This is a genomic window from Streptomyces sp. NBC_00358 (genome assembly GCF_036099295.1).
Classification (GTDB): Bacteria; Actinomycetota; Actinomycetes; order Streptomycetales; family Streptomycetaceae; genus Streptomyces.
In genome coordinates, this window is the sequence record NZ_CP107976.1 from 8888179 (window position 1) to 8909829 (window position 21651).

Here is a 21651-nt window from a genome sequence, read left to right on the forward strand (position 1 = left end):
GGTGAAGTCCCGGTGGACTGCCGGGAGTCTGCCATGATCGTGACCGTGGGGACAGACATAGCACCTGCCGACGTGACCGACTTCCATCAGGTCCTGACGGACCACAGCCGCTACTGGGGCGAACGAGACCTTCGCTCTCTGCATCTTCTGGCGCTGGTCCGGGAGTTCGGCTCCACCTGCCTCGTGGCCCGCGCCGAGGACGGAATCCGCGGGTACGTCTTCGGGTTCGTCACGCCGGACAGCACCGGCTACGTGCATCTGATCGCCACGCGGGACGACACCCGTGGCACCGGTCTCGGGCGCCGCCTGTACACGGCGTTCGCCGAGGCGGCGGAACGCCATGGTGCACGGCGGCTGAAGGCCATCACGTCCATCGCGAACACCGGCTCGATCGCCTTCCACCGCAGCCTCGGCTTCGACGTGAGGATCGTCGACGACTACGACGGCCCTGGCCGCGCCATGGCCGTCTTCCATCGGGATCTGCCCCTGGGGCGCTCGTCGCGCTGACCGACCGGCGCGACCGAACGCCGTCGACCCTCGGGAGGGTGGACGGCGTACGGCCACGAGCGGCATGGCCGATTCCTAGCGCCCCGTCCGCCGAGCGCTCCCGTCGTGCGGGTCCGCGCGGCGGGAGCGCAGGCGGGAGATGAGCGGTCCGCCGTAGGCGGCGGCCAGCGGAGCGAGGAACCACAGGACGTAGGCGTAGGAGAACACCCAGGCGAGACCGAGGCTCAGGACGAACCAGAGGCCCACCGCCCACGACGCGTTGGCATGTCTACGGGCTTCCGCGACGTCGCCGATGACGAGGCCGGAGTCGGCCGAGACCTCTTTGAGAGCGACCTCGCAGAAGACGATTCCCGCCATCGTGCCGGCGAAGAGGGTCTGCGCCATCGGATTGGTGATCGCGGAGCCGATGACGGCTGTCGGGAACGGCAGGAACGCGACCAGCAGCAGGAAGGGCGCATGCCAGAACACGAAGGTCTTCGACAGTACGCGGATGCGGTCCAACAGCTGATGGTGACGGCGCCACACCGACCAGAGGAGGACGAACGCCAACGCGAACGCCAGATAGGAGGTCCGTTGGTCCACCAGGAAGCGGCCCAGCGAGCCCGCCGACTCCAGCTCCTCCTTGTCCGGGCGCTCCAGTTCCACGGCCAGCAGTGTCATCGCGATCGCGAAGATCGCGTCCGTGAAGAACGCCAGTCTCTCGGGCGAGAGCCCGGGTTCCGGCCGCACGTCCTCGCTCATCCGAACTCCCAAACGCCAAGATCGTGGACCCGATCCTAAGGAGTGCCGACCCGCGAATTCCCGAGCACGCCGGAGGCTGCCCGAATGGCAGGGTGGGACCTCCCGTGCCGTGGACGACGCATACGCCGATCGGGTCTCCGTCGAGCCGGAGAAGAGCTTGCGTTCAGTAGTACGATTTCGTAATATACGAAATCGTGAAGCCGGAATTCGTAGCACCCGAACGGTCGGCACTGCTCACCTTGCAGCGTGCGACCCATACCACGTTGCACCTGATCGCCACCGAACTCGTCGACCTGGACCTCACCGCGTCCGAGATCAACGCCCTGGCCAACCTGGCCGACGGCGAGGGGCGCACCGTGTCCCGGCTGGGCGCGGCCGTCGGCGCGCGTCCCACGACGCTGACGAGCGTGCTGGATCGCCTGGAGCGGCGCGGGCACATCACCCGCGGCACGCTCGCCGGTGACCGCCGCTCGGTCCTCGTCGAACTCACCGAATCCGGGCAGGCGACGGCGGCGCTGATCAAGCAGACACTCGACGGCCTCGAAAGGCGCGCGCTGGAAGGCCTGCCCGGGGAGGCACTCGCCGGCTTCTACGCCGTCCTGGACGCGCTGACAGGGGAGGGGCGATGACGTCGCCCGACAACGGCCCGAACCGGGAACCCTCCGTGTTCACGGAGTTGATGGGAGAGGTGATGGCGGGCGCCGAGCGTTTCGGACACCGCCGGCACATCCACCTCACCTGGCTGGCCGTCCGGCGCTACGGAACGGCCGCCGCGGTCGACCTGGTGAGCGACGGCATCCAGCGCACCGCCCGCTACGCGGGTGCTCCGCAGAAGTACAACACCACGGTCAGCCGCGCCTGGGTCGAGTTGGTGGGCCACCATGCGCGGGAGTCGGACACGGTTGACTTCGACTCCTTCGCGAACGAGCATCCCGTCCTCCTGGACAAGAGGCTGCTGACGCGTTTCTACCGGCCCGCGACCCTGGCGGGCGCGGCGGCCAGGACCGGTTGGGTCGAACCCGATCTCGCGCCCTTCCCCTGGCGGCAGGACGCTGTCAAAGGTTGACGAAGCCGCTCTGAATCTCGAATTGCCCATACTGCGAGAGGAATTGAGAATGTCCGGCACCATGTCCGAAGAGGTGTTCGGCGGCCGCGTGCTGGAGTGGCGCAGGGAGGAGGGCTGGGGAGTTCTCGCCTGCGACGCCCTGCCGGACAGGGTGTGGGCACACTTCTCGGCCATCCAAGCCGAGGGCTTCCGCGAGTTGCGCGGCGGTGAGTCCGTCACCTTCACGGCAGAACAGGCCGAACAGGACGGGTTCCATTGGCGTGCGGTGTCCGTCTGGTTCGAGGGCGGAGCACGGTAACCGCGGAACAGGGACGACCGGCGGGAATCCACCCACCGGTCGTAGCCTCAACTCTCCTTGCAGGCCCTGGCTTTGAACTCCGCCATGGAGACGGTGACGGTGGATTCGTCACCGTTGTTCCGCACACGCGTATAGCGGACGGTTCCCGGGGTGAGCCGGTCCCGGTCGGCCAGGGTGAAGGAGACGCTGCTCGACGACCAGGAGTTGTCCTTGGTCCAGCCGTAGAGACTGTAGGAGGTCTCGGCGGTGAGAGGCTTGAGGGCTCGCTTCGCGGTCCAGCCGGTGGAGGGGCGATCGATGGTCCACGTGGCGAGACCGGCCGTGACAGGTCGGTCGGCGGTCCATGACCCGACCGTCACTGTCTTGTCGGAGTCGGCGCTGTCCACGTAGAGAGTCGCGCCGTCGATCCGATGCCCGCAGACCATCATGACTCCGAGCGGATGGCCGTCGTTGGTCACGGAAATCCCGGCGACGGCATCGACGGGGACCGTGCACCCCGTGGTCGCTGCCAGAGCAGCACCGACCGCGGCGATGCCGACGAATCGCCGGAGTACCGGCCCTGAAACGGTCGACCGCACAGCACACCCCCTGCCAGGGGGATCGTTCCTCCTACCCCTGGTACGTAGAACAGTAGGGGCGACCACTTCGGGCTGGGACAGCGGCGCCCGAACTGTTGCGCCGCCGTTGTGGTCCTGTAGCCGCTTGGGCCGGCCCGGCCCGACGGACCGCATCACCCAGGCACGGACGCAAGGCGATCACCACTCCACGGGATCTGGCGCACGGGCGCCACCCGCCCATGCCACCGGCGTGCACCAGGCGGACGCGGACCGGGCGGCACTAAGGTCGGGCCTCAACGGGGTTGGCGTTCGTGGAGGCGGACAGCCATGCTCACCGTCACGTCGTCTCCGGCCGAGAGGCCGGCCGGTCCGCGCACGGCGGCCTTGAGCGGCAGCAGGTAGCTGCCGTCCTTGGGGAACACCGACGTCAGGAAGACCGTTTCGCCGATCCGGGCCTCGACCGGGATCACCCCCCAGCCGTAGGTGGCCATCGCGGCCACCTCGCGGATGTCGGCGCACTCCTCGTCCGGCACAGGCACGAAGTAGTACGGAGCCGGTCCGCGCCATTCGATCACCCGGCCGGTGAACGCGAACTCCATCAGGTCGGCTTCCTTCCCACAGGACGGCCAAGATACGCGACCGACCCGGCGTCGGTCTCAGGCCTTTTCATCGCTCCACGATGCAGCCAGCCGTACGGTGCCACCGGTGCGGTCCCTGACACCGCGTGTGTTCGTCGTCCTCACCGGCTTCGAGGGCACGGTAGCCGAGGCGCACCGTGCTCATGCATGATCAGATTGATGGAGTCGGAGATGGCGCGGGAGGTCGGGTGAGCGTCACCGGTCTGTGGGTCGTCGGGACGCTGCCTGACGAGAAGCTACGGGACCTGCTGCGCGCCGCGGTTCGGAACTCGCCACCAGCGGCGGTTTCGGTTCACGGAGGCGTGGCGGCGGAGCTGGTCTGGTGGCGGGGCAAGGCGCACGAGTCCATGTTCACGGCGTCGACGGCCTCTCCTGGCAGTTGGATTGCTGGTGACGACGCGGCCCGGCTGAGCGCGTTCTTCGATGCCTGCCGTGACGAATCCGCGCAGGTGGAGTCTCTGCACGACGCCGTCATGGACCAGTTTCCGCCCGAGGGCGACGGCTTGTTCGCGGCCGTGGCCCGCAAGGCCAGTCCCTTCGCGGCCTTGGCCTATGCGCTCGGGCCCGACGCGGTGCTCCAACTGCCGGGCTGGTTCGGGGACTTCCTGCTGGATGCAGAACAACTCCGATCCCGGCTGCCCGAGGCCGAGGAAGCGCTTGCCCTGACCGGAACCCGGCGGCGGGACGCGGTCGAACGGATCCACGCATGGATGACCGGCTTGGGCGACGACCCGAACCATGACGCCGACGAACTCCTCGACGGCCCGCTGCGTGTTTTGCGCCACGCCGCCCGCACAGGCCAGGGCGCGGCCGGCCACGTCCGCTGGTACTGACCCTCGGAACATCGGCCGGTGCTCCGACGCGTGAGCGGTGTGTCTGCTGATGACGCGCAGGTACGGCGAGCGCCGCAGGCGCCCGACGCCTACGATCATTCCGCACGGCGCCCCCGCTCACCGGGTTGGCATGCCCCCGTGCGGGCTGTCGACCACCAGGGGCAGTGAGCCTTCTGCGAGGTAGAAGTGGTCGGGGTAGTAGTCGATGTGGAGGTGACCGCCGTCCTCTGCGGCTGCCATGTCCCGCAGATTCGCCGCGAGTTGTGCTCGGTCGGCAGAGTCCCCGCTGATCACGAGGATCTGCCGCTCCGCGTCCCGGCGGATGAGGACGCCGGGGCCGGAAGTCTCCTTGACCTCGATACCGGCCAGGGTGTGGCCGTCCGGGGACGAGAGGGAGTCGAGCAGCCCCTCCCCTCGGGCCACCGCATCTGCCAACGACGTCAGTTCTTCCGCCGATGCGGAGAGAATCACTTCGCTGTACCGGGCGTCGGACTCAAGTCTCATGGGAGTCACGCCTCCAACGTCGGACTTCGGCGATGATCGCAGATGAGGATCATCGGTCATGGCTTCGGGTCGGCGAAGACGGTCCGTCGAAGCCGGAAACGCCTCCATGACCGGGTTCGTCGGGGGCGATCCAGGCGAGGGCGGATTCCAGGAGGTCGTGGAGTTCTTGCCCGGTGTGGAGATCTCGGTGTTCCGGGCGGGTGTCACCGGAGTCGAGCTCCGCGTAGTCGAGTTCGGCCTCCCCGCCGCTCCAGACAGTGATCAGCACGACCCGGGTTCCGGCCTCGACGGTGAGCCAGGCGCTGTTCTTCGTGCGGCCGTCCTCCGGGGAGTGCCCCAGTTCGGCGGTGATCCCACGGGACCGGAGATCCGCCTCGTGCGTGGAGAGCCAACTGGTCAGCGTGGCCGGGAGGTTCGCCGGCCGCGGGTCGGCCCTGGCCGTGGGGTGCGACATCTGGAAGGCGAGGCGTTCGTCGGCCTGGTCTCCGATGCGAGTGAGAACGCTGTCCAGGTCGAGGAACTCCTCCCAGACCGGCCTCCCGCTCGTCACCGCCAGTCCGGAGACGACCAGATCCTCCAATTCGGGGACCCGCTTGTTCTTCCAGACCTTGTCGGCCAGGCTGACCAGAAGGTCTTCCATCTTGGCCTCCCCGGTGGCCCAGGCAGCGTGTGTCGCCGCGAAGCGTGCCCTCGCGGGATCGACGCCTCGGCTCATGAGCAGCTCACGGCCTGCTTCCTCGTGCTGTGCGCCGGGAGCGGACAACTCGGCCGGGTGCAGGGCCTTTCCGATGTCGTGCGTGGCGGCTCCGAAGAGAACGGCCTCCGGGTCGATTCCCAGCCCGAGGCCGCGTCCAGCGATCCATTCGAGGAGTTGCCCCGCGACGTCGTGAACTGCCCTTAGATGGGCGACCAACCGGGGTGGAGCGTCGACCTCGTGAAGCAGTTCCGCGGCTTCGATCGGCAATGGACGAAGCGGGGGCCGCCCGGTGTCCTGGAGGGCGATGGACAGTACGCGCGAGGTCCTCACCGCGACAGGGTAGCCCTGGTCCGCCGGGCTGGTCCCTTGGGCCGGTCTTTGGTTGGGTGGTTGTGTGGGTGAGACCGTCGTATGGGCCGACCGGGGTGTCGTGGATGGCGGTGCGGTCGTGCGAGGGTTTCATCTGCGCCGGGCGACCGGCACGGTGCCGGGGGTGCTCTGGCTGCCGCGTTCTCCCGTTGCCTCACCTCCTCCTCTCGTTCTGCTGGGGCATGGAGGCAGCGGGCACAAGAGAAGCGAACGGATCAGCCGTCTGGGCCGCTGGTTCGCCTCCCGAGCCGGTGTCGCCGCGCTCGCGATCGACGGGCCCCACCACGGAGAACGAGTCCCCGGCCCGTTGTCGGCCCCGGAGTACCAGGCCCGTATGGCCGAGGACGGGATCGATGTGGTCCTCGACCGGATGGCGGACGACTGGCGGGCGGCCGTGGACACCCTCGGCGTCCTGGGCCTGGTGGACCCGGGCAGCCTCGCCCATCTCGGGATGTCCATGGGCGCTCGCTTCGGCATCCCGTCGGCGGCCACCCTGGGCGACCGGCTGCGCTGTGTGGTGCTCGGCAAGTTCGGCCTCCGGCAGGCACCGGCTCTGCACCCGGGCCTGCAGGCGCCGGAACGCATGGCGGCGGACGCCCGACGGATCACGGCCCCCGCCCTGTTCCACGTCCAGTGGCACGACGAGCTCTTCCCGAGGGACGGCCAACTGGCCCTCTTCGATGTCCTGGGCTCACAGGACAAGCAACTGATGGGCCACTCCGGCCCGCACGCCGAAACGAACCCTGGTGCCGTGGTCCTCTGGCGGGACTTCGTGGTCCGACATCTGGGAGCGCGGGGCGGTGGGTGAGCGCCGGCGGTCAGCGCGGGGGTGCTGCCGACCGGTGTCAGGGGTGTGCGGGTGTCATGCGGAGGCTTCCCAGACGAAGCCGTCCGGGTCGGTGAACGCCGTGGTGGAGCCCGTGACGGCGAGCCGGTGCGATCCACTGCCGTCGTTCGGGACGCCGAGGTCCTTGGCCAGGCCGGGGCGCTTGTAGAGCGCGAGTTTGACCTGGTTCGGCTCGGCCGCGGCGAACTCCGCGTACTTGCCGCCGAAGCTCTTGGCGACGGTCAGGCCCTGCTCGACGTAGAACCGCTTGCTCGCCTTCACGTCCTCGACGCCGATCAGGAGCACCGTTTCGTCGATGGTCCCGGTGGCCGGGCCGGTGTCCTTCTTCGCCGAGGTGGCGACCTTCCAGATCGTTCCGTCCGGGGCCTGTACGACGCCGCCGTAGCCCCACAGGGACTTCGACACGGGCTTCAGTGACGTGGCGCCGGCCGCGAGGGCGGTCTCGATGAGGCTGTTCACATCGGCGGGCTGGGACACGGTGAGCGCCACGGTGAAGCCGCGGAAGCCTGTCGTGGGCGCCTCGGAGGCGCGCAGGCGCACCTGGGAGACGAGCTTGAAAGCGGCGTCGTAGAAGTTCTGGGCGGCTGCGGGGTCGTCCACCTCAAGGGTGACGGATGCGATGGAAGTCATGCGGATCACGCTAGCCGCCGCCCGGTGACGTTGGCTTCTTAGATCCTGCTCGATCCAGCTCGGTCCTGCTCGATCCGGTTGCCGGGGGAGAGCCGACCGGCCGGTGGAGCGGCGGTCGCTCCGCCCGGTCCGGGCTCAGCGGCCGGTGATCGCCTGGCTGGCGATGAGCTGTCGGTACGGGGTACAGCGTGCGAGCAGCGTGGGGTGGTTGCCGGTGTCGGCGATGGTGCCCTGGCTGAGCATGATCACGTGCTGGGCGTGCTGGACGGTGGTGAGGCGGTGCGCGACGACGATGACGGCGCGGGTTCTCGCGAGGTTCTCGATGATGGTGCGGAAGCGTTGTTCGTTGAGGCCGTCGAGCTGGCTGGTGGGTTCGTCGAGGAGCACGATGTCGGCGTCCGAGAGCAGGGCGCGGGCGAGTGCCATACGTTGCCGCTGTCCGCCGGAGAGGTCCGTTTCGCGGCCCAGACGGGTGTCGAGGCCCTGGGGCAGGCGGGTGATGTCCTCGGTGAGTCCTACGGCGTCGAGGGCGGTGGCGAGCTCGGTGTCGGAGGCGGGGGTGGTGCGGCCGAGCTGGAGGTTTTCGCGGGCGGTCGCCTCCAGGAGGGTGAAGGCCTGGTCGACGTAGGTGATGCGGGCGCGCAGGGCGTTCAGGGGCCAGTGCCGGGTGTCGTGACCCAGGACCGTGATGGTGCCGGAGGAGGGCCGGATGAACCGGTCGATGAGCGCGAGGGTGGTGGTCTTGCCCGCGCCCGAGGGACCCACCACGGCGGTGAGCCCGGTGCGGGCGGTGGTGAAGGAGATCCCGTGCAGGGCGGGGTGGCCGGCTCCGGCGTGTGTGTAGGAGACGGAGTCGAAGGTGACGGCCGGTGCGTCGGGCAGCGGGGTGGGGGTGGCCCGGTCGGCGTCGGCCGGGTCGTTCTCGGGCGGGAGGCGCAGCAGGTCGTTGCAGCGGTCGCGGGCGGCGAGTCCGGACTGCAGCCGGCCGAGGCCGGTGGCCAGCGTGTTGACGGAGGGGATGGCCTGGAGGAGATAGAGGAGGAACGCGGCGAACGCCGCCGCTCTGATGTCGCCCGCGGCGAGGCGGGCGCCCCCGGTGAGGATCACGGCGATCATCGCGAGTTGGTTGCCGAGGGTGAGCGCGGCGGGGATCAGGGTGCCCAGGCGGGCGCCTTCGAGGGAGATGGAGCGCAGCCGCTCGGCGTCCGCGGCCAGGGCACGGGTGGCGAGCGGCTCTGCCCGGTTGGCCTTGATCGTGGTGAGGGCCTCCAGGCTCGCGGTGAAGCGCTGCGCGATGTGTCCGACGGCGTCCTGCTGGCCGGTCACGTTGGCCCGCATACGGCGCAGGACCAGCATCACCATGAGGGTCAGGCCGGTCAGGGACAGCAGCGTGACCAGCGTGAGGACCCAGTCGATCCACACCATCACCGCCAGCGTCGCCGCGATGGTCACGACGGCGAGGGGCAACTGGGTTGCCACGTCCACGACTTGCCGTAGCAGCAGGGCGTCGGAGGTGATGCGGGCGGCGAGTTCCCCGGTGCCCTGGCTCCGGACGACGGGCAGCGGCAGCCGCAGGGCGTGTTCCATCAAGGTGATGCGCAGCCTGTAGGCCATGCGTTCGCCGATACGCGCGAGCAGGAAACCGGAGTAGGCCTGGGCGAGGGCGCCGGCTGTGGCGGCCGCGCACATCAGGGTGATGTGGACGGCGAGTGGATGGTGGTCGGAGAAGTCGGTGATGACGTCCCGTAGAAGGAGGGGAAGGGCGAGGACGGCGGCGGTGGCGGCCAGGGCGAGCAGCAGAGCGATGGAGAGCGGGCCGGGTTCGGTCGTCAGTTCACGGCGCAGCCGCAGTGGGCTGGTCGTACGAGGGACGGAGGGAGGAGGCTCGTCGGCCACGGGGGAACCTCTCTGGATCGGCGGGCGAGGCGGCGTTCGCATGAGGGCGCCCGCCTGGGGGGTGAGGCGGCCGTTGAGGGCCTGGGGGTACAGGGCAGGCACAGGGCAGCCGCAGGGCGAAGTCACAGGCGCGGAGACGGACTTGGCGCGAGTGCGCTGCGGACGGGGGGAGTCCACTGTTGGCGCCGCGATCGCTGTGGGCACTTCGGACACCGCGATATCGCGGGACTGCGGGGCTGTGTGACGGCCGGACGGGCGGCCGGGGCCATCGGCGACCGGCCGGACCGCTGGTGTCGGTCCGGCCGGCGCTGCTGCGTGCCCCTACGGGGCCGTGCTGGTTAGACGCAGAGGACCGTGCTCACCGTGCTGGTGCCGCAGTTGAGCACGCTCAGCGAGCTGGTGCTGGCGAGGGTGTCGTCGATCGGGGTGGCCTCGGTCTCGGGCAGGTCCATCGTCTGCAGGTCGAGGATCATCATGGCTGTTCTCCTTTGTCACTGACGGGTGGATCACCCGGCCGGCGGCCGGGGGTCTGGGGTGCGCAACCTGCCTGAAGCTGTTGCGACTTGGGGTGACGTGTTCAGCGGAGGCCGGTCGTGTCGGGCGTTGCCCGGCGATGGCCGACCGTGTGTTCAGCGGTGGTCGGCGGGGTGGGGTCCGGTGGGGTCGGGCCGGTTCCGCTGGTCCCGGGGAGGAAGGGGGTGCCCGCCAGGGCGGTGCCCAGGGCCAGGAGCACGCCGGCCGACCCCGTGGCCAGGTCTGCGGACAGGCGCAGGAGTTGGTCTCCGGGGAAGGCCAGGTGGCCCCGGTAGGAGATCTGGTGGAGGGCGAGAAGCCTGCGGTGGCGGTCGATCGCGGTCTGGCGCCGGTCCGCCGCGTCGACATCGGACACGCCGGCCGGGCCGTCCGGGCCGTCCGGAGGGAGTGACCGGTGGGCGAGGGCGAGATAACCGAGCAGCCCGGCGCGGCCGTTGAACAGGCCCGGCTGGATGATGAATTCGGGTTCGGCCGCCCGGCGGATCGGTGTCCGGTACCGGGCTGTCGGGCTGTCCGGGTGGTGGGCGAGCAGGGCGTTCAGGGCCAGTCCGATGCCCGTGCTGCCGGTCTCGATGTAGGGGAGTACCCGGTATTCGTCGAGGACTTGGACGGTGCCGTCCGCGGCGGTCACGCACCGTTCGAGGTCCAGTTCGAGCAGGGTCTGGGCCCGGTCGAGGAGGGTGTGGTCTCCGGTGTGTTCGTAGAGGCGGACCAGGACGAGGGCAGCGCCCGACGCACCGGCCATCAGTCCGGCCTTCCGGCGCCCGCTCGCCGGACCCTCCTTTTCCAGTTCGTCGGCCGCGGCCAGTACGTGGGCGAGCGAGGTGTCCAGCAGTCGGGGATCACCGGTGACGGTGGCGAAGTGCAGCAGGGTCAGGGCAGTACCGGCGCGGCCGGACGAAAGGCCTGGGCCCGGTGGGCTGTCCGGGGTGGCGTGGGTGAGCCGTCGCAGCAGGTCGAGTGCCGCGTCCCGCTCGCCGAGCAGGTCGAGGGTGTAGGCGACCCCGTGTCCGCCGGTGTAGAGACCGGGCTGGGCCCGGCGGGTACGGGCGGCCTCGACCAGCCATTGGACATGCTCGGCCTCGACGGCGGCACCCGTGGTGTGGAGGGCGTACAGGACGCCGGCCGCTCCATGGGCGAGCCCCAGGCTCCCCTGGGTGAACTGGGCGATGTCGCCGGGAAACAGCCGGTCGGCGCGTTGCGGTGTGGCCATCGCCCGGATACCGGCCGCGAGTGAGTCGCGGATGGCCGGCCAGTCGGCCCGCGGCCCGCTCAGCAGGGCCTGGGTCTGGGTCCTGCGCAGGCCCAGTTCGGGCCGGGGCGTGCGGCCGTCCGAGGCGGAGGGGGCCAGCAGACGGCGGATCTCGTCGGTGTATCCGGGTGGCACGGGGAAGCGGCTCTCGATGACGTCGGCGAGTTCGGTTCCCTTGCCCGCGTCCAGGGTGGGCAGTTGCGCCAGCGGCAGGAACAGCCACAGGCGGATCGCGGCCAGGCCGTACCGGTCGATCTCGAACCCGGTGTATCCCTTCGGCGCGGTGAAGCCGGCCGCGCCCAGCGCCGGCCGTACGAACGCGTCCACGGGGCTGGCGAGTTCGAAGTCGATGAAACAGATGTCGCCGTCGGGACGGATGATCAGGTTGCGGGGGTGGAGGTCTCCGAAGACGACCCCGCGAGCGTGCATCGCCCTGAGGACGTGTTCGATCCGGTCCACGACGGCGATCGCCTCGCGGGTGTACTCGGCGACCACGATTTCGTCGGCGTCGGGATGGATCAGCGGGTACTTCGCCGTCAGCCACTGACTCAGGGACTGTCCTTCGACGAACTCCTGCACCAGGAAGCGGTGTTCCCACACGGTCAGCAGTTCGTGCAGGACGGGGACACCCGGCAGTCCGGCCAGGCGGACCATCATGTCGTGTTCCTGCTGGAGCCGCGTGACGGCGTCGACCCCGCGTTGGTCCAGCCCCGCGTGAGGGCGGGCCTCCTTCAGCACCACCTGCGGACCGTCGGCCTCCTTGCGGGCAAGGTAGACACCGCCCGCGTTGGAGAAGTGCAGGACCCGCTCCACGGTGTAGGGCAGTAAGGACCCTTGTCCCGTGGTGCGTTCGGCGATGGCCGAGGCGACGAAGGCGGGCACCGGAGCCCAGTCGGGCACCGAGAAGCCGGCGCCGCGGACGTCGGGGACCAGTCGGCCGTCCGGGTCTTCGAGGGCCAGCACCCGGTCGCCGGCGTCGTTGCGGCAGTGGCGCTCCGCGAATCCCCCGTACCGCAGGTACAACGGGCCCCGCTCCCAGCGCAGATCACTGAGAATGTACGGTCCTCGCCGTCCGGCCAGGAGTGTGCCGAGACCCTCCAGACACCGGCGCAGCTCGTCGTCCCCGACGGGGTAGAGCGTGCAGAACTTCCCGCTCGACCCGCGTGGCGAGTACTTGGAGTTCTGCATCTGCAGGATCGGCAGCCCGCGCAGGAACTTGAACGTGATGTGCTCCCGCAGGCAGTAGGCGTAGACCTGCTCCAGCACCGCCTCGGCGTCCTCGGTGCACGAGGAGACGTGGATCTTCCAGCCCTGCGAGGGGAGTCGCACGTCCTGGGGGCGTACCACGGACCAGATCTCCAGGTCGCCGCGCTCCCAGCCCGCGGGGAGCGGCCGGCTGACGGCGGCGAACTCCTCCTGTGCGCCCCAGCGTCGTGGCGAGTCGTAGAAGATCGGATCTGCGTAGGCGTAGGCCTCGTACCGGTTGTCCATCGGACTTCTCCTCAGGGCAGGGACGTGTGCGGGGGCACAGCGAGGGGAGCGGGGAGCCGCCGCTGCCCGGGGGAGGCGGGGAGCGGGTTGAGCGTCATCCGTGGCGGCCGGAATCCCTGGCAGGGCTGCGACAACTCGAAGTATCGGGAAAGCGATAGTTCGGCCACAACGGCGCCAAAGAACGCTTTTCAGAAGATATGCACCCCGGCGTGATGGTGAAGCCTTGCAATTGCAACAGCGCCAAGGCGTGCACCGGATCATCTGATCGGCCTGACGCGCCGGGCATATGCCGACTCGGTCAAGCCCGTAGCTCTCCGGTCGAGGCTGTGACCGGGAGGTTTCGCAGGAAGGGGGATACGTCGAGAGGCTCCGACGGCCTGGGTCCTGGGGGGGCGCGGAAATGACGCATATGCCGAGTGCGGAACGGTGAGGGGTATGACCCGGGCCCGGGTCGACTCTCGACCGCTTCACTTGTCGTACCGGCGGCGCGTGTCGGTCGACGAGTCGAAGTGTGGATCCGTGAGCGGGTCAGCATGGAGAAACGGCGCGCAGGGGACGGGCTCAGGCCGCCATGAAACGGCCCAGCTCGCGTGACTTGTGCTGAAGGGCGGCTGCCCAAGCCCCCTCGGGGGAGACCGGGGTCGTCGGCACCTGGACATCGTTGAGGCCGCCGTCGTCGGCGAAGCGTGCCGGCTGCCAGTTCACCTCGATGCCCGCCCTGTCCGCCAGGACCAGCACCGTGGCGACGAAGCCCTCGGACAGGGCGGCCATGACTGCGTGACTCGTTCCGCGGTGCCATGCGAGCAGGGCGTCGACGAACGCCTTGAACTCGTGGGGGTCGATCCGGCACTCGTCGGCCCGCATGGGGCCGATGCCGGACGGCAGCCCCAGTTCGGCCTGGTAGACGCTCACCTGGCTCATGAACAGCCGGGAGGCCCCGTTGGACGGGTTCCACAGGGTCTCGTCGCCCATGGCGTAGTACTGGCTCAATGCGGTCCCTCCCCGCCGGTCATCCCGGCCGGCGTCGCAAACACATGACATTACGGTCAGCCGGCCATCCGCCCAAAGCCGAACTGAGCCAGAACCGGGGAACCGACAGCACCCGTAGGCGAGTTCGGACAGCGCGGGCCCCTGCCGAGTCGGCAGGGGCCCGCGCCGCAGAGAGCGGAGGACAGTCGGGACCTGTCCTCGACGGCGGCATCATGGCCGATGCCGCTCACCGTCTGCTGTCGGCCTGACGACCCCGTCTCACTTCAGGTGCCGGGCGAAGAAACGGGCCCCGTCCTCCATCTCGGACCGCGGGACGCCGGTGTGCCCGCCGAGGTTGGCGTGCAGTGACTTCTCCTTGGAGCCGAAGGCGTCGAACAGGTCGAGGGCCGCCTGCCGGTCGTTCCCCTCGTCGTCCCACTGCAGCAGGACCCGCAGCGGAATGGTGACCTGGCGGGCCTCCTCGACGATGGCGGCGGGAACGAGACTCCCGGCGAAGAAGCCGGCTACCGCGATGCGCGGCTCGACCAGCGCGAGGCGGATGCCGATGGAGATCACTCCGCCCTCGAACGCGACCGGGCCGCCGATCTCCGGCAGCGAAAGGAGCGCGTCCAGGGCGGTCTGCCATTCCGGGACCGCCTTGTCGACCAGCGGGAGGACGAGGGCGTCGACGATCTCGTCGCTGACCGGCTTGCCGGCCTGCAGCGCCCCGCGCAGGTCGGCGCGGGCCTGCTCGACGGCGGGCCAGCGGGGCCGGTCACCGCTCCCGGGGAGTTCGATGGTGGCCGCGGCCCAGCCGTACTCCGCCGCGTAGTGCCGGGCGCGCCCCGCCAGCCGGGGGTACATCCTGCGCAGTCCGAGGGGAGGGTGGCCGATCAGGATCAGTGGCACCGGTGCGGATACGGAGGCGGGTGTCCACAGGATGCCTGGGATCTCGCCGAGGGTGAATTCGCGTTCGAGGACGCCGTCGTCGAGGCGCTGCTCAGAAGTGAAGTGCATGGTCGTGCCTTTCGGGAGTGCTCATGAACGGCGCTCCCGGACGACCTATCGCCCGACCGTGACCCCGGAGGAGAGCACCCATGTCGATACTGTGTTCACGGGTACCACCTCCTCGTTCTCTCGCACGGCCTCCGGAAACTTAGCAGTGGTCGCCGTCGTCCGCCAAACGCTTTCCTGCAGGTTTCCGGGGTCGGGCAGCGGCAGCCTATGCATCGTGCGCGCGCGTTCGACGAAGCCTGATAGCGGCCTGATGACGAGTAGGGAGACCCGGCGTGGGTGACAGTGTGGTCCAGAGGATCGTTCGGCCCGAGCGCGTGACCGCGGGCCCATGGCTGGAGGTGATCGCGTCGAACCTGGAGTACCACCGCGCGACCTTCCTGTGGAAATGCGAGGGGCTCTCGGACACAGAGCTGCGGCAACGGCCTTTGCGGTCGTCGGCGTTGACCCTGCTGGGGCTCATGCGCCATCTGCAGGGAGTCGAACGGGCCTGGTTCCAGCGGACGCTGGCAGGCACGACGCCTCGGTTCTTCCCGTACCGGACCTACGTCACCGTCGGCGGCGAGCAGTGGTACGACGAGTCGGACCCCACGTCGGCCGTCGACGTCTACGAGGACTACCTGAAGGCGTGCGAGGAGTCGCGGCGGGTCTTCGCGCGGGTGACCGGCGACCTCGCGCGGATCGTGCCCAACCCGGAGTTCGGCGACACCGATGTGCGGTTCGTACTGGAGCACGTGATCGAGGAATACGCCCGTCATGTCGGCCACGCGGATCTCCTGCGCGAGGCCATCGACGGCGCCACCGGCGAGTGACCCGCCCTCTCCGCGATGCCGTCGGCCGGAGCCTCCATGTCGTCGCGGATACCGCTTTGTTCGGCACCCGCGACGGAAACGTCCGCGTTCGGATTCTTGTACAGTCGGACGCCCTGGCCGGCCGGCGGGGAGGGGAGTCGGCGTGACCGACAGCAGCCGTGGATACGTCAGAGACCGGCGTGGATGCCGCCATTGGGGCCCGCACGGCGCGGCGGGACTGCTCGTGCGACAGGGCAGCCGGTTTCTGCTCCAGCGCCGCTCCTGGCGGGTCCACCACGGTCGGAGCTGGAGCATTCCGGGGGGCGCGTTGAACGCCGGGGAGAGCCCGTGGGAAGGGGCCCGCCGGGAGTTCGCGGAGGAACTCGGCGGTGTTCCGGTCCTCCGACACGTGCGGACCTTCGTGGACGACCACGGTGGATGGGCGTACCACACCGTCGTCGCGGATGTCAGCGAGCCGTTCTCCCCGACCGGCGGCGACGGCGAGGCTGCCGCCCATCGGTGGTGCACCCCCGCCGAGATCGCCTCGCTCCCGCTCCACCCCGGATTCGCCGCCACCTGGCCGCAGTTGCTGACGGACCTGGACACCTGAAGGCCCGGAGCCCTGAGCCCGGAGCCGCGAGCCGCAGCCCGCAGCCCGGAGCCGCGAGCCGCAGCCCGCAGCCCGGAGCCGCGAGCAGCGAGTCCGAATCCGGGAGCCGAAGGGATACCCCTCGGCCCCGGTGGCACCGCGGTGTTGGGCCACCGGTGGGTGTTTCGGCGCAGCCGTCTCGTTCCTCTGGCCCGCCCCGCCCCGCCCGCCGCCGCCCGCTACACGGCGGGGTCGGTGCGGCCGGTGCCCGAGGCCGTCCGCTGGGCGTCGCCGGTTCCGGGGAGGACACCGGGGAGCTGCTTGACGGCCAGGGACGAGAAGCTGGGCCAGGCGGCACCGGCGCGGTTGACGCCGACGCGCAGTCCGATGCCCCCGGTGATGTCGGCGGCCTTGTGCCGTGAGGTCCAGCGCGCGGTGACGGAGCCGTCGACCCGCACGGTGGTGGTCGGGCCGCTGACGGTGACCCGGATCCGGTGCTCGACGGCAGGGGCGAGCGCGCGTTCGGCTACCGGCCTGCCGTCGGCGGAGAGGATCAGGGTGCCCCGGCTCACGCTGACGGCGACCGGCTCCAAGCTGTCGTTGCGGACCTGTACGGCGCCCTGGTTCGTACCGTTGCCGAGCCCGGTGACGGTGGCGTCCACCTGGTACGAGGACCAGTCGACGCTGCTCATGTTCCGGTAGTCGGCGGCGGCGTAGCGGGCGTGGCCGGAGGGCGCGGACCCCTGCCCGGTCAGCACGCCGATGCCCTGCTGGGCCAGTCCGTCGTTGCGTGTCCACAGCGCCGGACGTGACAGCGGAGCGGTGTCCGACGGGGCCACCTGGGTCCACTGCGCGATCTGGTTCATCAGGTGGGCCGGCGTGGTCGTGTGCACCACTTCGAGTCGCTGTACGACCCTTGCCGCGGCGGCTCGCCTGCCGGCCGTGAGCGGGCGCGAGGAGTGGTTGGTCACCGTGGCGGTGAAGTACCGGTCGAGCAGGTCCTGGAGTGTGGGACCGGGCTTGGGCAGGTTCGCCTTCTCGGTCGCCTCGGAGAAGGGGAAGGCGAAGACCCGGGGCTTCGGGAGGCCGTGGTGGGCGAAGTCCGCGAACGACCGCTTGATGTCGTCGGTGACCCGGCGCTCGTACTCGGCGGTGGTCTCCAGGCGGTTGCGGTCCTTGAGCCACATCCGGTTGGCCAGAACGGAGGCCTGGCGCCCGGAGGCGTCCACCGCCGCGCGCCGGTGAAGGTCGCGGGTGTGGTCCTGGAAGTCCCATCGGCCGGAGTCGGCCATGCGGTCGATCTCTCGCCAGGACAGGTAGTAGGGGCGCCGGTCGACCTGTCCGGTGATCAGGAACACGGAGCCGTGCATGTGGTGGCGGGCGAGGATGCGGTCGCCGTACACCCACAGGCCGTCGGGGCCGTCGTCGAAGGTGATGTACACCGAACGGGGCGGGGTGGGCCCGCCGTTGAGGTACTGGACGAACTCGTCCGTCGTGAGGCTGCGGTAGCCGGCCTTCTGGAGCGCGGCCAGTTGGGCGTCGAAGGCCCGGGGGGTGACGACATAGGGGCTGTGGGAGTAGCCGATGTCGTGGTAGGCGAGCACCACGGGCGCCGAGGTGGCGGGCAGGTTCCGGACGGCCGTGGCCCAGGAAGCTGTGTCGGCGGAGGTCAGGCGCACCGCGGTGGTGTCCGCCTGGGTGCTCATGTACTTCTGGTACTGGTAGTACTCGGCCGCGGCGTAGAAGGGCAGCGCGAGTACGGCCAGGGCGAGGAACACCAGGCCGGCCCGGGCGGCGAAGTGCCCCGGTCCGCGGCGGGGCCGGCGGCGCGTCGCGGTCGGCGCCCCGGGGGACTCCATGTGGGTCACGGCAGAAGGCTTCCTCTTGTGAGTACGATCAGGTAGATACCGCACACCACGGCGGCGGAGAGCAGCGCCGCGAGCAGTCGCAGGGCCAGACGCGTCCTTGTCATCAGTTCGCCCCCCGGGCCCAGACCCCACGCCGGATGGTGGCGAAGGAATAGGGCAGCAGCCAGGCCAGGACGAGCGCGGAGAGCAGGCTCATCAGCGGCCGGTAGCGCCAGCGGTCGTCCCCCGGGTTGTCGATCTTGAAGGCGAGCCCCCAGACACAGCCCTTGAGGGTCACTCCGCACAGGTACAGCAGGGTCAGGAAGGCCGCGCCGTGCAGCGGCGCCCACAGCAGGTGGCGGACGGCCATGAAGGGTGCCGAGACGACCCACAGGGCGTGCCCGTAGTAGAGGGCGGCCGGGCCGGGGCCGCGGCGCCACATGAAGGACCCGGTGAAGAACAGGTTGCGGATGAAGCTCTTCTTCCAGCGGATCTGCTGCTTCATGAAGGGCTTGAAGCGGGCGGGCACGTTGGTCCACACCTTGGCGGACTGCACGTAGCCGATCCGCCAGGCCCGCTCGGGGTAGTCCCGCTCGGCGACGAACGGGGAGTCGGCGTGACGCTCCTTCAGCGCCCTGCCGCGCCAGCGCTGTCCGAGGACGTAGCCGGTGAGCTGGCGGTCCGTGGCGAATCGGAAGGGTGCGCCGAGGAAGCGGTCGCCGGCCCAGGCGGGGAGGTAGTTGTAGATGGCGTCGCGGCGGAAGACGGCCAGCGGTCCGGAGACACACGTCACCGAGCCGAAGGTGGCCTCGGCCGCCTTCGCCACCCTGAACTGGCCCTCGTACCAGACGTCCTGGGCCTTGGTGAAGAACGTGTCGTCCGCGTTCAGCGCCCGGGTGTGACCGCTGACCGCGCCCAGCTCGGGGTGGGTGACCAGGGCGTGGACGCAGCGGGCCAGCGCGTCCGGGGCGAGGATGCAGTCGGAGTCGGTGAAGGCGATGACGTCGCCGTCGGCGACCTCGCAGGCCCTTACCAGAGCGTGCTTCTTGCCGACGTTCTTCTCCAGGTAGATGACCGTGATGCCGAGTTCGCGCTCCAGGCGGCGCAGCACGTCCCGGGTTCCGTCCTCGGAGAGGTCGTCGGCCACGACGATCTGCAGGTCCGGGTAGTCGCTGTCGGCCATGGAGCGCACGCAGGCCTCGATGCACTCCTCCTCGTCCTTGACGGCCAGCAGGAAGGAGACCCGGGGGACCGTGGGCAGGGCGGGGAAGGAGGCGAGTTCACCGGCGCGGGGCCGGCGCCGCAGCTGACGCTCGGAGGGATCGTCGTAGCGGCTGTAGGCGATGTACAGCATGGCGATGGTGCCGACCAGGACGGTGAAGCCGTAGCCGAGGACCACCGGGTTCTGGGCCAGTCGCGGTGCCTCACGGGCGAGGAGCAGCAGCAGGGGCAGCAGGCAGAGCAGGGTCAGGACGCGGCGGGCCGCGTGCCGGATCGCCGTGTCCTGCCGGTCCAGCCAGCGGCGGACGACACCGGGCCGGTGGGGGCGGGCCGAGCGCAGCCGGGACAGTTCGACGGGCGCCGCGCCGGGCCGGCGGGGTTCGGCAGGCGCCGTGCGGGGGTGGGGGAGTTCGACGGGCACGGTCCGAGGAAGGACGGGCGCGGGTGCGGCCACGAGGTCCACCGAGCCCGTCTCCCGCGTCGGTGTACGACCGCCGGAGAGCTGTTCCCCGAACACCTGGCCCGCGTGGACGAGGTCGTCGCCGAGGTGCAGCGTGTCGATGTACCGCGCCTCGTCGGCCGTCGGGCCGGCGGGGGCGAGGCGGGGCAGGGGCGCTTCCCTGTACGAGCCCTCGTCACCCCGGGAGGGGTGCGATCGGCTGCTCACACGACCGCCTTGCCGGGCACGGAGTCGAGCCGGTAGGTGGCGTCCAGCACGACCGGCTGCTCGGTCAGCCAGCCGAGGTCGGCACCGGGGTGGACGGTGTGCACGAGCACGAGGTCCCAGTCCCCGGTCGCGGGCGTCGGCTCACTGGTGTGCACGGCGGTACCGAGCCGCACGGAGGTCACCAGCGGGTCGTGGAAGGCGAGCTTCGCGCCGTCGGCCGCCAGCTCCTCCATGATCTCCAGCGCCGGGGACTCCCGTACGTCGGCCACACCGGGCTTGTAGGCCACGCCGACGACCAGCACGCGGGCGCCGCAGATCGACCTGCCGTGCTCGGCGAGGAGGTCCCGCACGCGCTGCGCGACGCGCCGCGGCCGGCCCGCGATGGCGGTCATGGCGGCGTCGATGAGGGGCGAGGACACCCGGCGGGCGCGCAACTGCCACAGCAGGTAGTGCGGGTCGCAGGGTATGCAGTGCCCGCCGACGCCGGGGCCGGGGTAGAAGGGCATGAAGCCGTACGGCTTGGTGGCGGCGGCCTCGATGATCGACAGCGGTTCCAGGCCGAGCTCCCGGCAGTCCTCGGCGAACTCGTTGGCCAGCGCGATGTTGACCGCGCGGAAGGTGTTCTCCCACAGCTTGGTCATCTCGGCCTGCTCGGCGGAGGGGAGCAGATGCACGGCCGGTGCGGTGCGCTGCAGGACCGCCTCGGCCAGGCGGTTGGTCAGCTCGTTGGTGCCGCCGGCGACGCGGGGCGTCCGGTCCTGGGCGTGGTGGGCGTTGCCCGGGTCGATGCGCTCGGGGGAGAAGGCCACGTAGACGTCGGTGCCGACGTCGAATCCGCGCGCGGTCAGCGGCTCCACGAGCAGCTCACGGGTGGTGCCGACGTAGGTGGTGGAGGTCAGCATGATGAGCTGGCCGGGTGTGGCGTGGGCCACCACGGAGGCGCAGGCGGCGGTCAGCGCGCGCAGGTCGGGCACCAGGTGCGCGTCGACGGGCGTGGGAACGCAGATGAGCACGGTCCGTGCGTGCCGGATCGCCCGGGGGTCGGAGGTCAGCGTGAAGCTCGGGTCGTCCGCGTGGGTGGCGAGACGGGCATGGTCGCTGGGCAGCAGGTCGACCTCGCGGCCGCGGATGTCGTCCAGCCTGGCCTCGCTGACGTCGACGCCGACGACCTCGTTGCCCGCGGCGAGCAGGGCTAGGGCGGTGGGGAGTCCGACGTAGCCCAGGCCGACGACGGCCACGGTCCCCGCGGCGTACTCGACGGAGGCCGCGAGGTGCGCGACGGAGGCCGCGGTGTGCTCGTCCGGCGCCGGCTCACGGGTGGCGGACGTGGCAGGGGCAGGCCTGGCGGCCAACAGCAGTTCCATGAATCTCCGTCGTCAGAGTCGTCAGAAGTGGGACAGGTGCACAGCCGGCCCCTGGGGGCTGCCTTGTACGCGAGGAGGGCGTACGGCCGGGCGGCGTGCCGCATCGGCGCTGCGGTACCCGCAGCAGCCCGGTGGATCGGGGTGCCCTGTCCCACGGCGGACCAGCGCTGAACGACGATGTTCGAGGAGGAGTCCGCGGGGAAACGTTCTGCAAAGAAACTACGTTAAATCCTTTATCGAATCAAATGGTGAAAAGATGCCGACTTGCCCGATTTCTCAAGGTAATGGCGCGGGCTGGGGGAATTCTGTGACGCACGACATAACGTTTT

21 protein-coding genes and 1 pseudogene are annotated in these 21651 nt (G+C 70.1%); 8 read left to right on the forward strand and 14 right to left on the reverse strand.

What is annotated here, in order from left to right; translation table 11 throughout:
- Positions 1–33 precede the first annotated feature (33 nt).
- Positions 34–507: a GNAT family N-acetyltransferase gene (locus tag OHT01_RS38060; protein WP_328557671.1), complete on the forward strand. Its 474-nt coding sequence runs from the start codon at positions 34–36 to the stop codon at positions 505–507.
- Between the two features lie 75 nt (positions 508–582).
- Here the strand turns inward: OHT01_RS38060 and OHT01_RS38065 are convergent, their stop codons facing one another.
- A complete protein-coding gene (locus tag OHT01_RS38065) occupies positions 583–1248 on the reverse strand; it encodes a TMEM175 family protein (protein ID WP_328557672.1) in 666 nt (221 codons plus the stop codon).
- A 194-nt stretch (positions 1249–1442) separates the two neighbouring features.
- Between OHT01_RS38065 and OHT01_RS38070 the strand changes: the two genes are divergently transcribed.
- From OHT01_RS38070 to OHT01_RS38080, 3 genes are read left to right on the forward strand one after another with little or no spacing between them, the layout of a single operon-like run.
- Positions 1443–1877, forward strand: coding sequence for a MarR family winged helix-turn-helix transcriptional regulator (locus tag OHT01_RS38070; RefSeq protein WP_328557673.1), 435 nt, complete (start codon positions 1443–1445; stop codon positions 1875–1877).
- A complete protein-coding gene (locus tag OHT01_RS38075) occupies positions 1874–2314 on the forward strand; it encodes a hypothetical protein (protein WP_328557674.1) in 441 nt (146 codons plus the stop codon). Before OHT01_RS38070 ends, OHT01_RS38075 begins: the two co-directional genes overlap by 4 nt.
- A gap of 49 nt (positions 2315–2363) precedes the next feature.
- The gene (locus OHT01_RS38080) at positions 2364–2612 is read left to right on the forward strand and encodes a cold-shock protein (protein WP_328557675.1); all 249 of its coding nucleotides are present in this window, start codon (positions 2364–2366) and stop codon (positions 2610–2612) included.
- Positions 2613–2659: 47 nt separating this feature from the next.
- Here OHT01_RS38080 and OHT01_RS38085 read toward each other — a convergent pair whose 3' ends face one another.
- Both OHT01_RS38085 and OHT01_RS38090 read right to left on the reverse strand, forming a co-directional pair.
- Positions 2660–3070, reverse strand: a complete 411-nt coding sequence (locus OHT01_RS38085) for a hypothetical protein (RefSeq protein WP_328557676.1) — start codon at positions 3068–3070, stop codon at positions 2660–2662.
- A 392-nt stretch (positions 3071–3462) separates the two neighbouring features.
- Positions 3463–3768, reverse strand: a complete 306-nt coding sequence (locus OHT01_RS38090) for a DUF1905 domain-containing protein (RefSeq protein WP_328557677.1) — start codon at positions 3766–3768, stop codon at positions 3463–3465.
- A 227-nt stretch (positions 3769–3995) separates the two neighbouring features.
- Here OHT01_RS38090 and OHT01_RS38095 point away from each other — a divergent pair, with 227 nt between their 5' ends.
- Positions 3996–4640 carry a hypothetical protein gene (locus OHT01_RS38095; RefSeq protein WP_328557678.1) on the forward strand — a complete coding sequence of 215 codons (645 nt, stop codon included), beginning with the start codon at positions 3996–3998 and terminating at the stop codon, positions 4638–4640.
- A 117-nt stretch (positions 4641–4757) separates the two neighbouring features.
- On the opposite strand, the gene OHT01_RS38100 is transcribed toward OHT01_RS38095, so the two are convergent.
- Together OHT01_RS38100 and OHT01_RS38105 are read right to left on the reverse strand one after the other, a co-directional pair.
- Positions 4758–5144, reverse strand: a complete 387-nt coding sequence (locus OHT01_RS38100; protein ID WP_328557679.1) for an Imm32 family immunity protein — start codon at positions 5142–5144, stop codon at positions 4758–4760.
- Positions 5145–5586: 442 nt separating this feature from the next.
- Positions 5587–6153: pseudogene (locus tag OHT01_RS38105) on the reverse strand (HDIG domain-containing metalloprotein); the annotation flags it as partial.
- An 82-nt stretch (positions 6154–6235) separates the two neighbouring features.
- Between OHT01_RS38105 and OHT01_RS38110 the strand changes: the two are divergent.
- Positions 6236–7018 (forward strand): dienelactone hydrolase family protein, encoded by a 783-nt coding sequence (locus OHT01_RS38110; RefSeq protein ID WP_328557680.1) that lies wholly within the window; start codon positions 6236–6238, stop codon positions 7016–7018.
- Positions 7019–7072: 54 nt separating this feature from the next.
- Here OHT01_RS38110 and OHT01_RS38115 read toward each other — a convergent pair whose 3' ends face one another.
- The 6 genes from OHT01_RS38115 to OHT01_RS38140 all read right to left on the reverse strand — a co-directional run bounded on the left by OHT01_RS38115 (position 7073) and on the right by OHT01_RS38140 (position 14846).
- A complete protein-coding gene (locus OHT01_RS38115) occupies positions 7073–7687 on the reverse strand; it encodes a glyoxalase (protein ID WP_328557681.1) in 615 nt (204 codons plus the stop codon).
- Positions 7688–7822: 135 nt separating this feature from the next.
- A complete protein-coding gene (locus tag OHT01_RS38120; protein ID WP_328557682.1) occupies positions 7823–9583 on the reverse strand; it encodes an ABC transporter ATP-binding protein in 1761 nt (586 codons plus the stop codon).
- A gap of 338 nt (positions 9584–9921) precedes the next feature.
- Complete coding sequence (locus OHT01_RS38125) at positions 9922–10059, reverse strand: SapB/AmfS family lanthipeptide (protein ID WP_328557683.1); 138 nt, start codon at positions 10057–10059, stop codon at positions 9922–9924.
- A gap of 101 nt (positions 10060–10160) precedes the next feature.
- Complete coding sequence (lanKC, locus tag OHT01_RS38130; RefSeq protein WP_328557684.1) at positions 10161–12860, reverse strand: class III lanthionine synthetase LanKC; 2700 nt, start codon at positions 12858–12860, stop codon at positions 10161–10163.
- A gap of 561 nt (positions 12861–13421) precedes the next feature.
- Positions 13422–13850 (reverse strand): DUF6086 family protein, encoded by a 429-nt coding sequence (locus tag OHT01_RS38135; RefSeq protein ID WP_328557685.1) that lies wholly within the window; start codon positions 13848–13850, stop codon positions 13422–13424.
- Positions 13851–14108: 258 nt separating this feature from the next.
- Complete coding sequence (locus OHT01_RS38140; RefSeq protein ID WP_328557686.1) at positions 14109–14846, reverse strand: alpha/beta hydrolase; 738 nt, start codon at positions 14844–14846, stop codon at positions 14109–14111.
- A gap of 272 nt (positions 14847–15118) precedes the next feature.
- Between OHT01_RS38140 and OHT01_RS38145 the strand changes: the two genes are divergently transcribed.
- Positions 15119–15655: a DinB family protein gene (locus tag OHT01_RS38145; RefSeq protein WP_328557687.1), complete on the forward strand. Its 537-nt coding sequence runs from the start codon at positions 15119–15121 to the stop codon at positions 15653–15655.
- Between the two features lie 142 nt (positions 15656–15797).
- The gene (locus tag OHT01_RS38150; RefSeq protein ID WP_328557688.1) at positions 15798–16244 is read left to right on the forward strand and encodes an NUDIX hydrolase; all 447 of its coding nucleotides are present in this window, start codon (positions 15798–15800) and stop codon (positions 16242–16244) included.
- A 218-nt stretch (positions 16245–16462) separates the two neighbouring features.
- Here OHT01_RS38150 and OHT01_RS38155 read toward each other — a convergent pair whose 3' ends face one another.
- From OHT01_RS38155 to OHT01_RS38165, 3 genes are all read right to left on the reverse strand, one after another.
- Positions 16463–18082 (reverse strand): polysaccharide deacetylase family protein, encoded by a 1620-nt coding sequence (locus OHT01_RS38155; protein ID WP_328558408.1) that lies wholly within the window; start codon positions 18080–18082, stop codon positions 16463–16465.
- Between the two features lie 112 nt (positions 18083–18194).
- Positions 18195–19958 (reverse strand): glycosyltransferase family 2 protein, encoded by a 1764-nt coding sequence (locus tag OHT01_RS38160; protein WP_443043495.1) that lies wholly within the window; start codon positions 19956–19958, stop codon positions 18195–18197.
- A complete protein-coding gene (locus tag OHT01_RS38165) occupies positions 19955–21322 on the reverse strand; it encodes a nucleotide sugar dehydrogenase (protein WP_328557689.1) in 1368 nt (455 codons plus the stop codon). Before OHT01_RS38165 ends, OHT01_RS38160 begins: the two co-directional genes overlap by 4 nt.
- Positions 21323–21651: the final 329 nt, after the last annotated feature.

Bases quoted from the DNA above. Each gene is read 5' to 3' on its own strand.
- OHT01_RS38065 (WP_328557672.1), bottom strand. From the start codon at position 1,248: ATGAGCGAGGACGTGCGGCCGGAACCCGGGCTCTCGCCCGAGAGACTG.
- OHT01_RS38075 (WP_328557674.1), top strand. From the start codon at position 1,874: ATGACGTCGCCCGACAACGGCCCGAACCGGGAACCCTCCGTGTTCACG.
- OHT01_RS38140 (WP_328557686.1), bottom strand. From the start codon at position 14,846: ATGCACTTCACTTCTGAGCAGCGCCTCGACGACGGCGTCCTCGAACGC.
- OHT01_RS38090 (WP_328557677.1), bottom strand. From the start codon at position 3,768: ATGGAGTTCGCGTTCACCGGCCGGGTGATCGAATGGCGCGGACCGGCT.
- OHT01_RS38080 (WP_328557675.1), top strand. From the start codon at position 2,364: ATGTCCGGCACCATGTCCGAAGAGGTGTTCGGCGGCCGCGTGCTGGAG.
- lanKC (WP_328557684.1), bottom strand. From the start codon at position 12,860: ATGGACAACCGGTACGAGGCCTACGCCTACGCAGATCCGATCTTCTAC.
- OHT01_RS38125 (WP_328557683.1), bottom strand. From the start codon at position 10,059: ATGATGATCCTCGACCTGCAGACGATGGACCTGCCCGAGACCGAGGCC.
- OHT01_RS38155 (WP_328558408.1), bottom strand. From the start codon at position 18,082: ATGGAGTCCCCCGGGGCGCCGACCGCGACGCGCCGCCGGCCCCGCCGC.
- OHT01_RS38100 (WP_328557679.1), bottom strand. From the start codon at position 5,144: ATGAGACTTGAGTCCGACGCCCGGTACAGCGAAGTGATTCTCTCCGCA.
- OHT01_RS38115 (WP_328557681.1), bottom strand. From the start codon at position 7,687: ATGACTTCCATCGCATCCGTCACCCTTGAGGTGGACGACCCCGCAGCC.
- OHT01_RS38060 (WP_328557671.1), top strand. From the start codon at position 34: ATGATCGTGACCGTGGGGACAGACATAGCACCTGCCGACGTGACCGAC.
- OHT01_RS38165 (WP_328557689.1), bottom strand. From the start codon at position 21,322: ATGGAACTGCTGTTGGCCGCCAGGCCTGCCCCTGCCACGTCCGCCACC.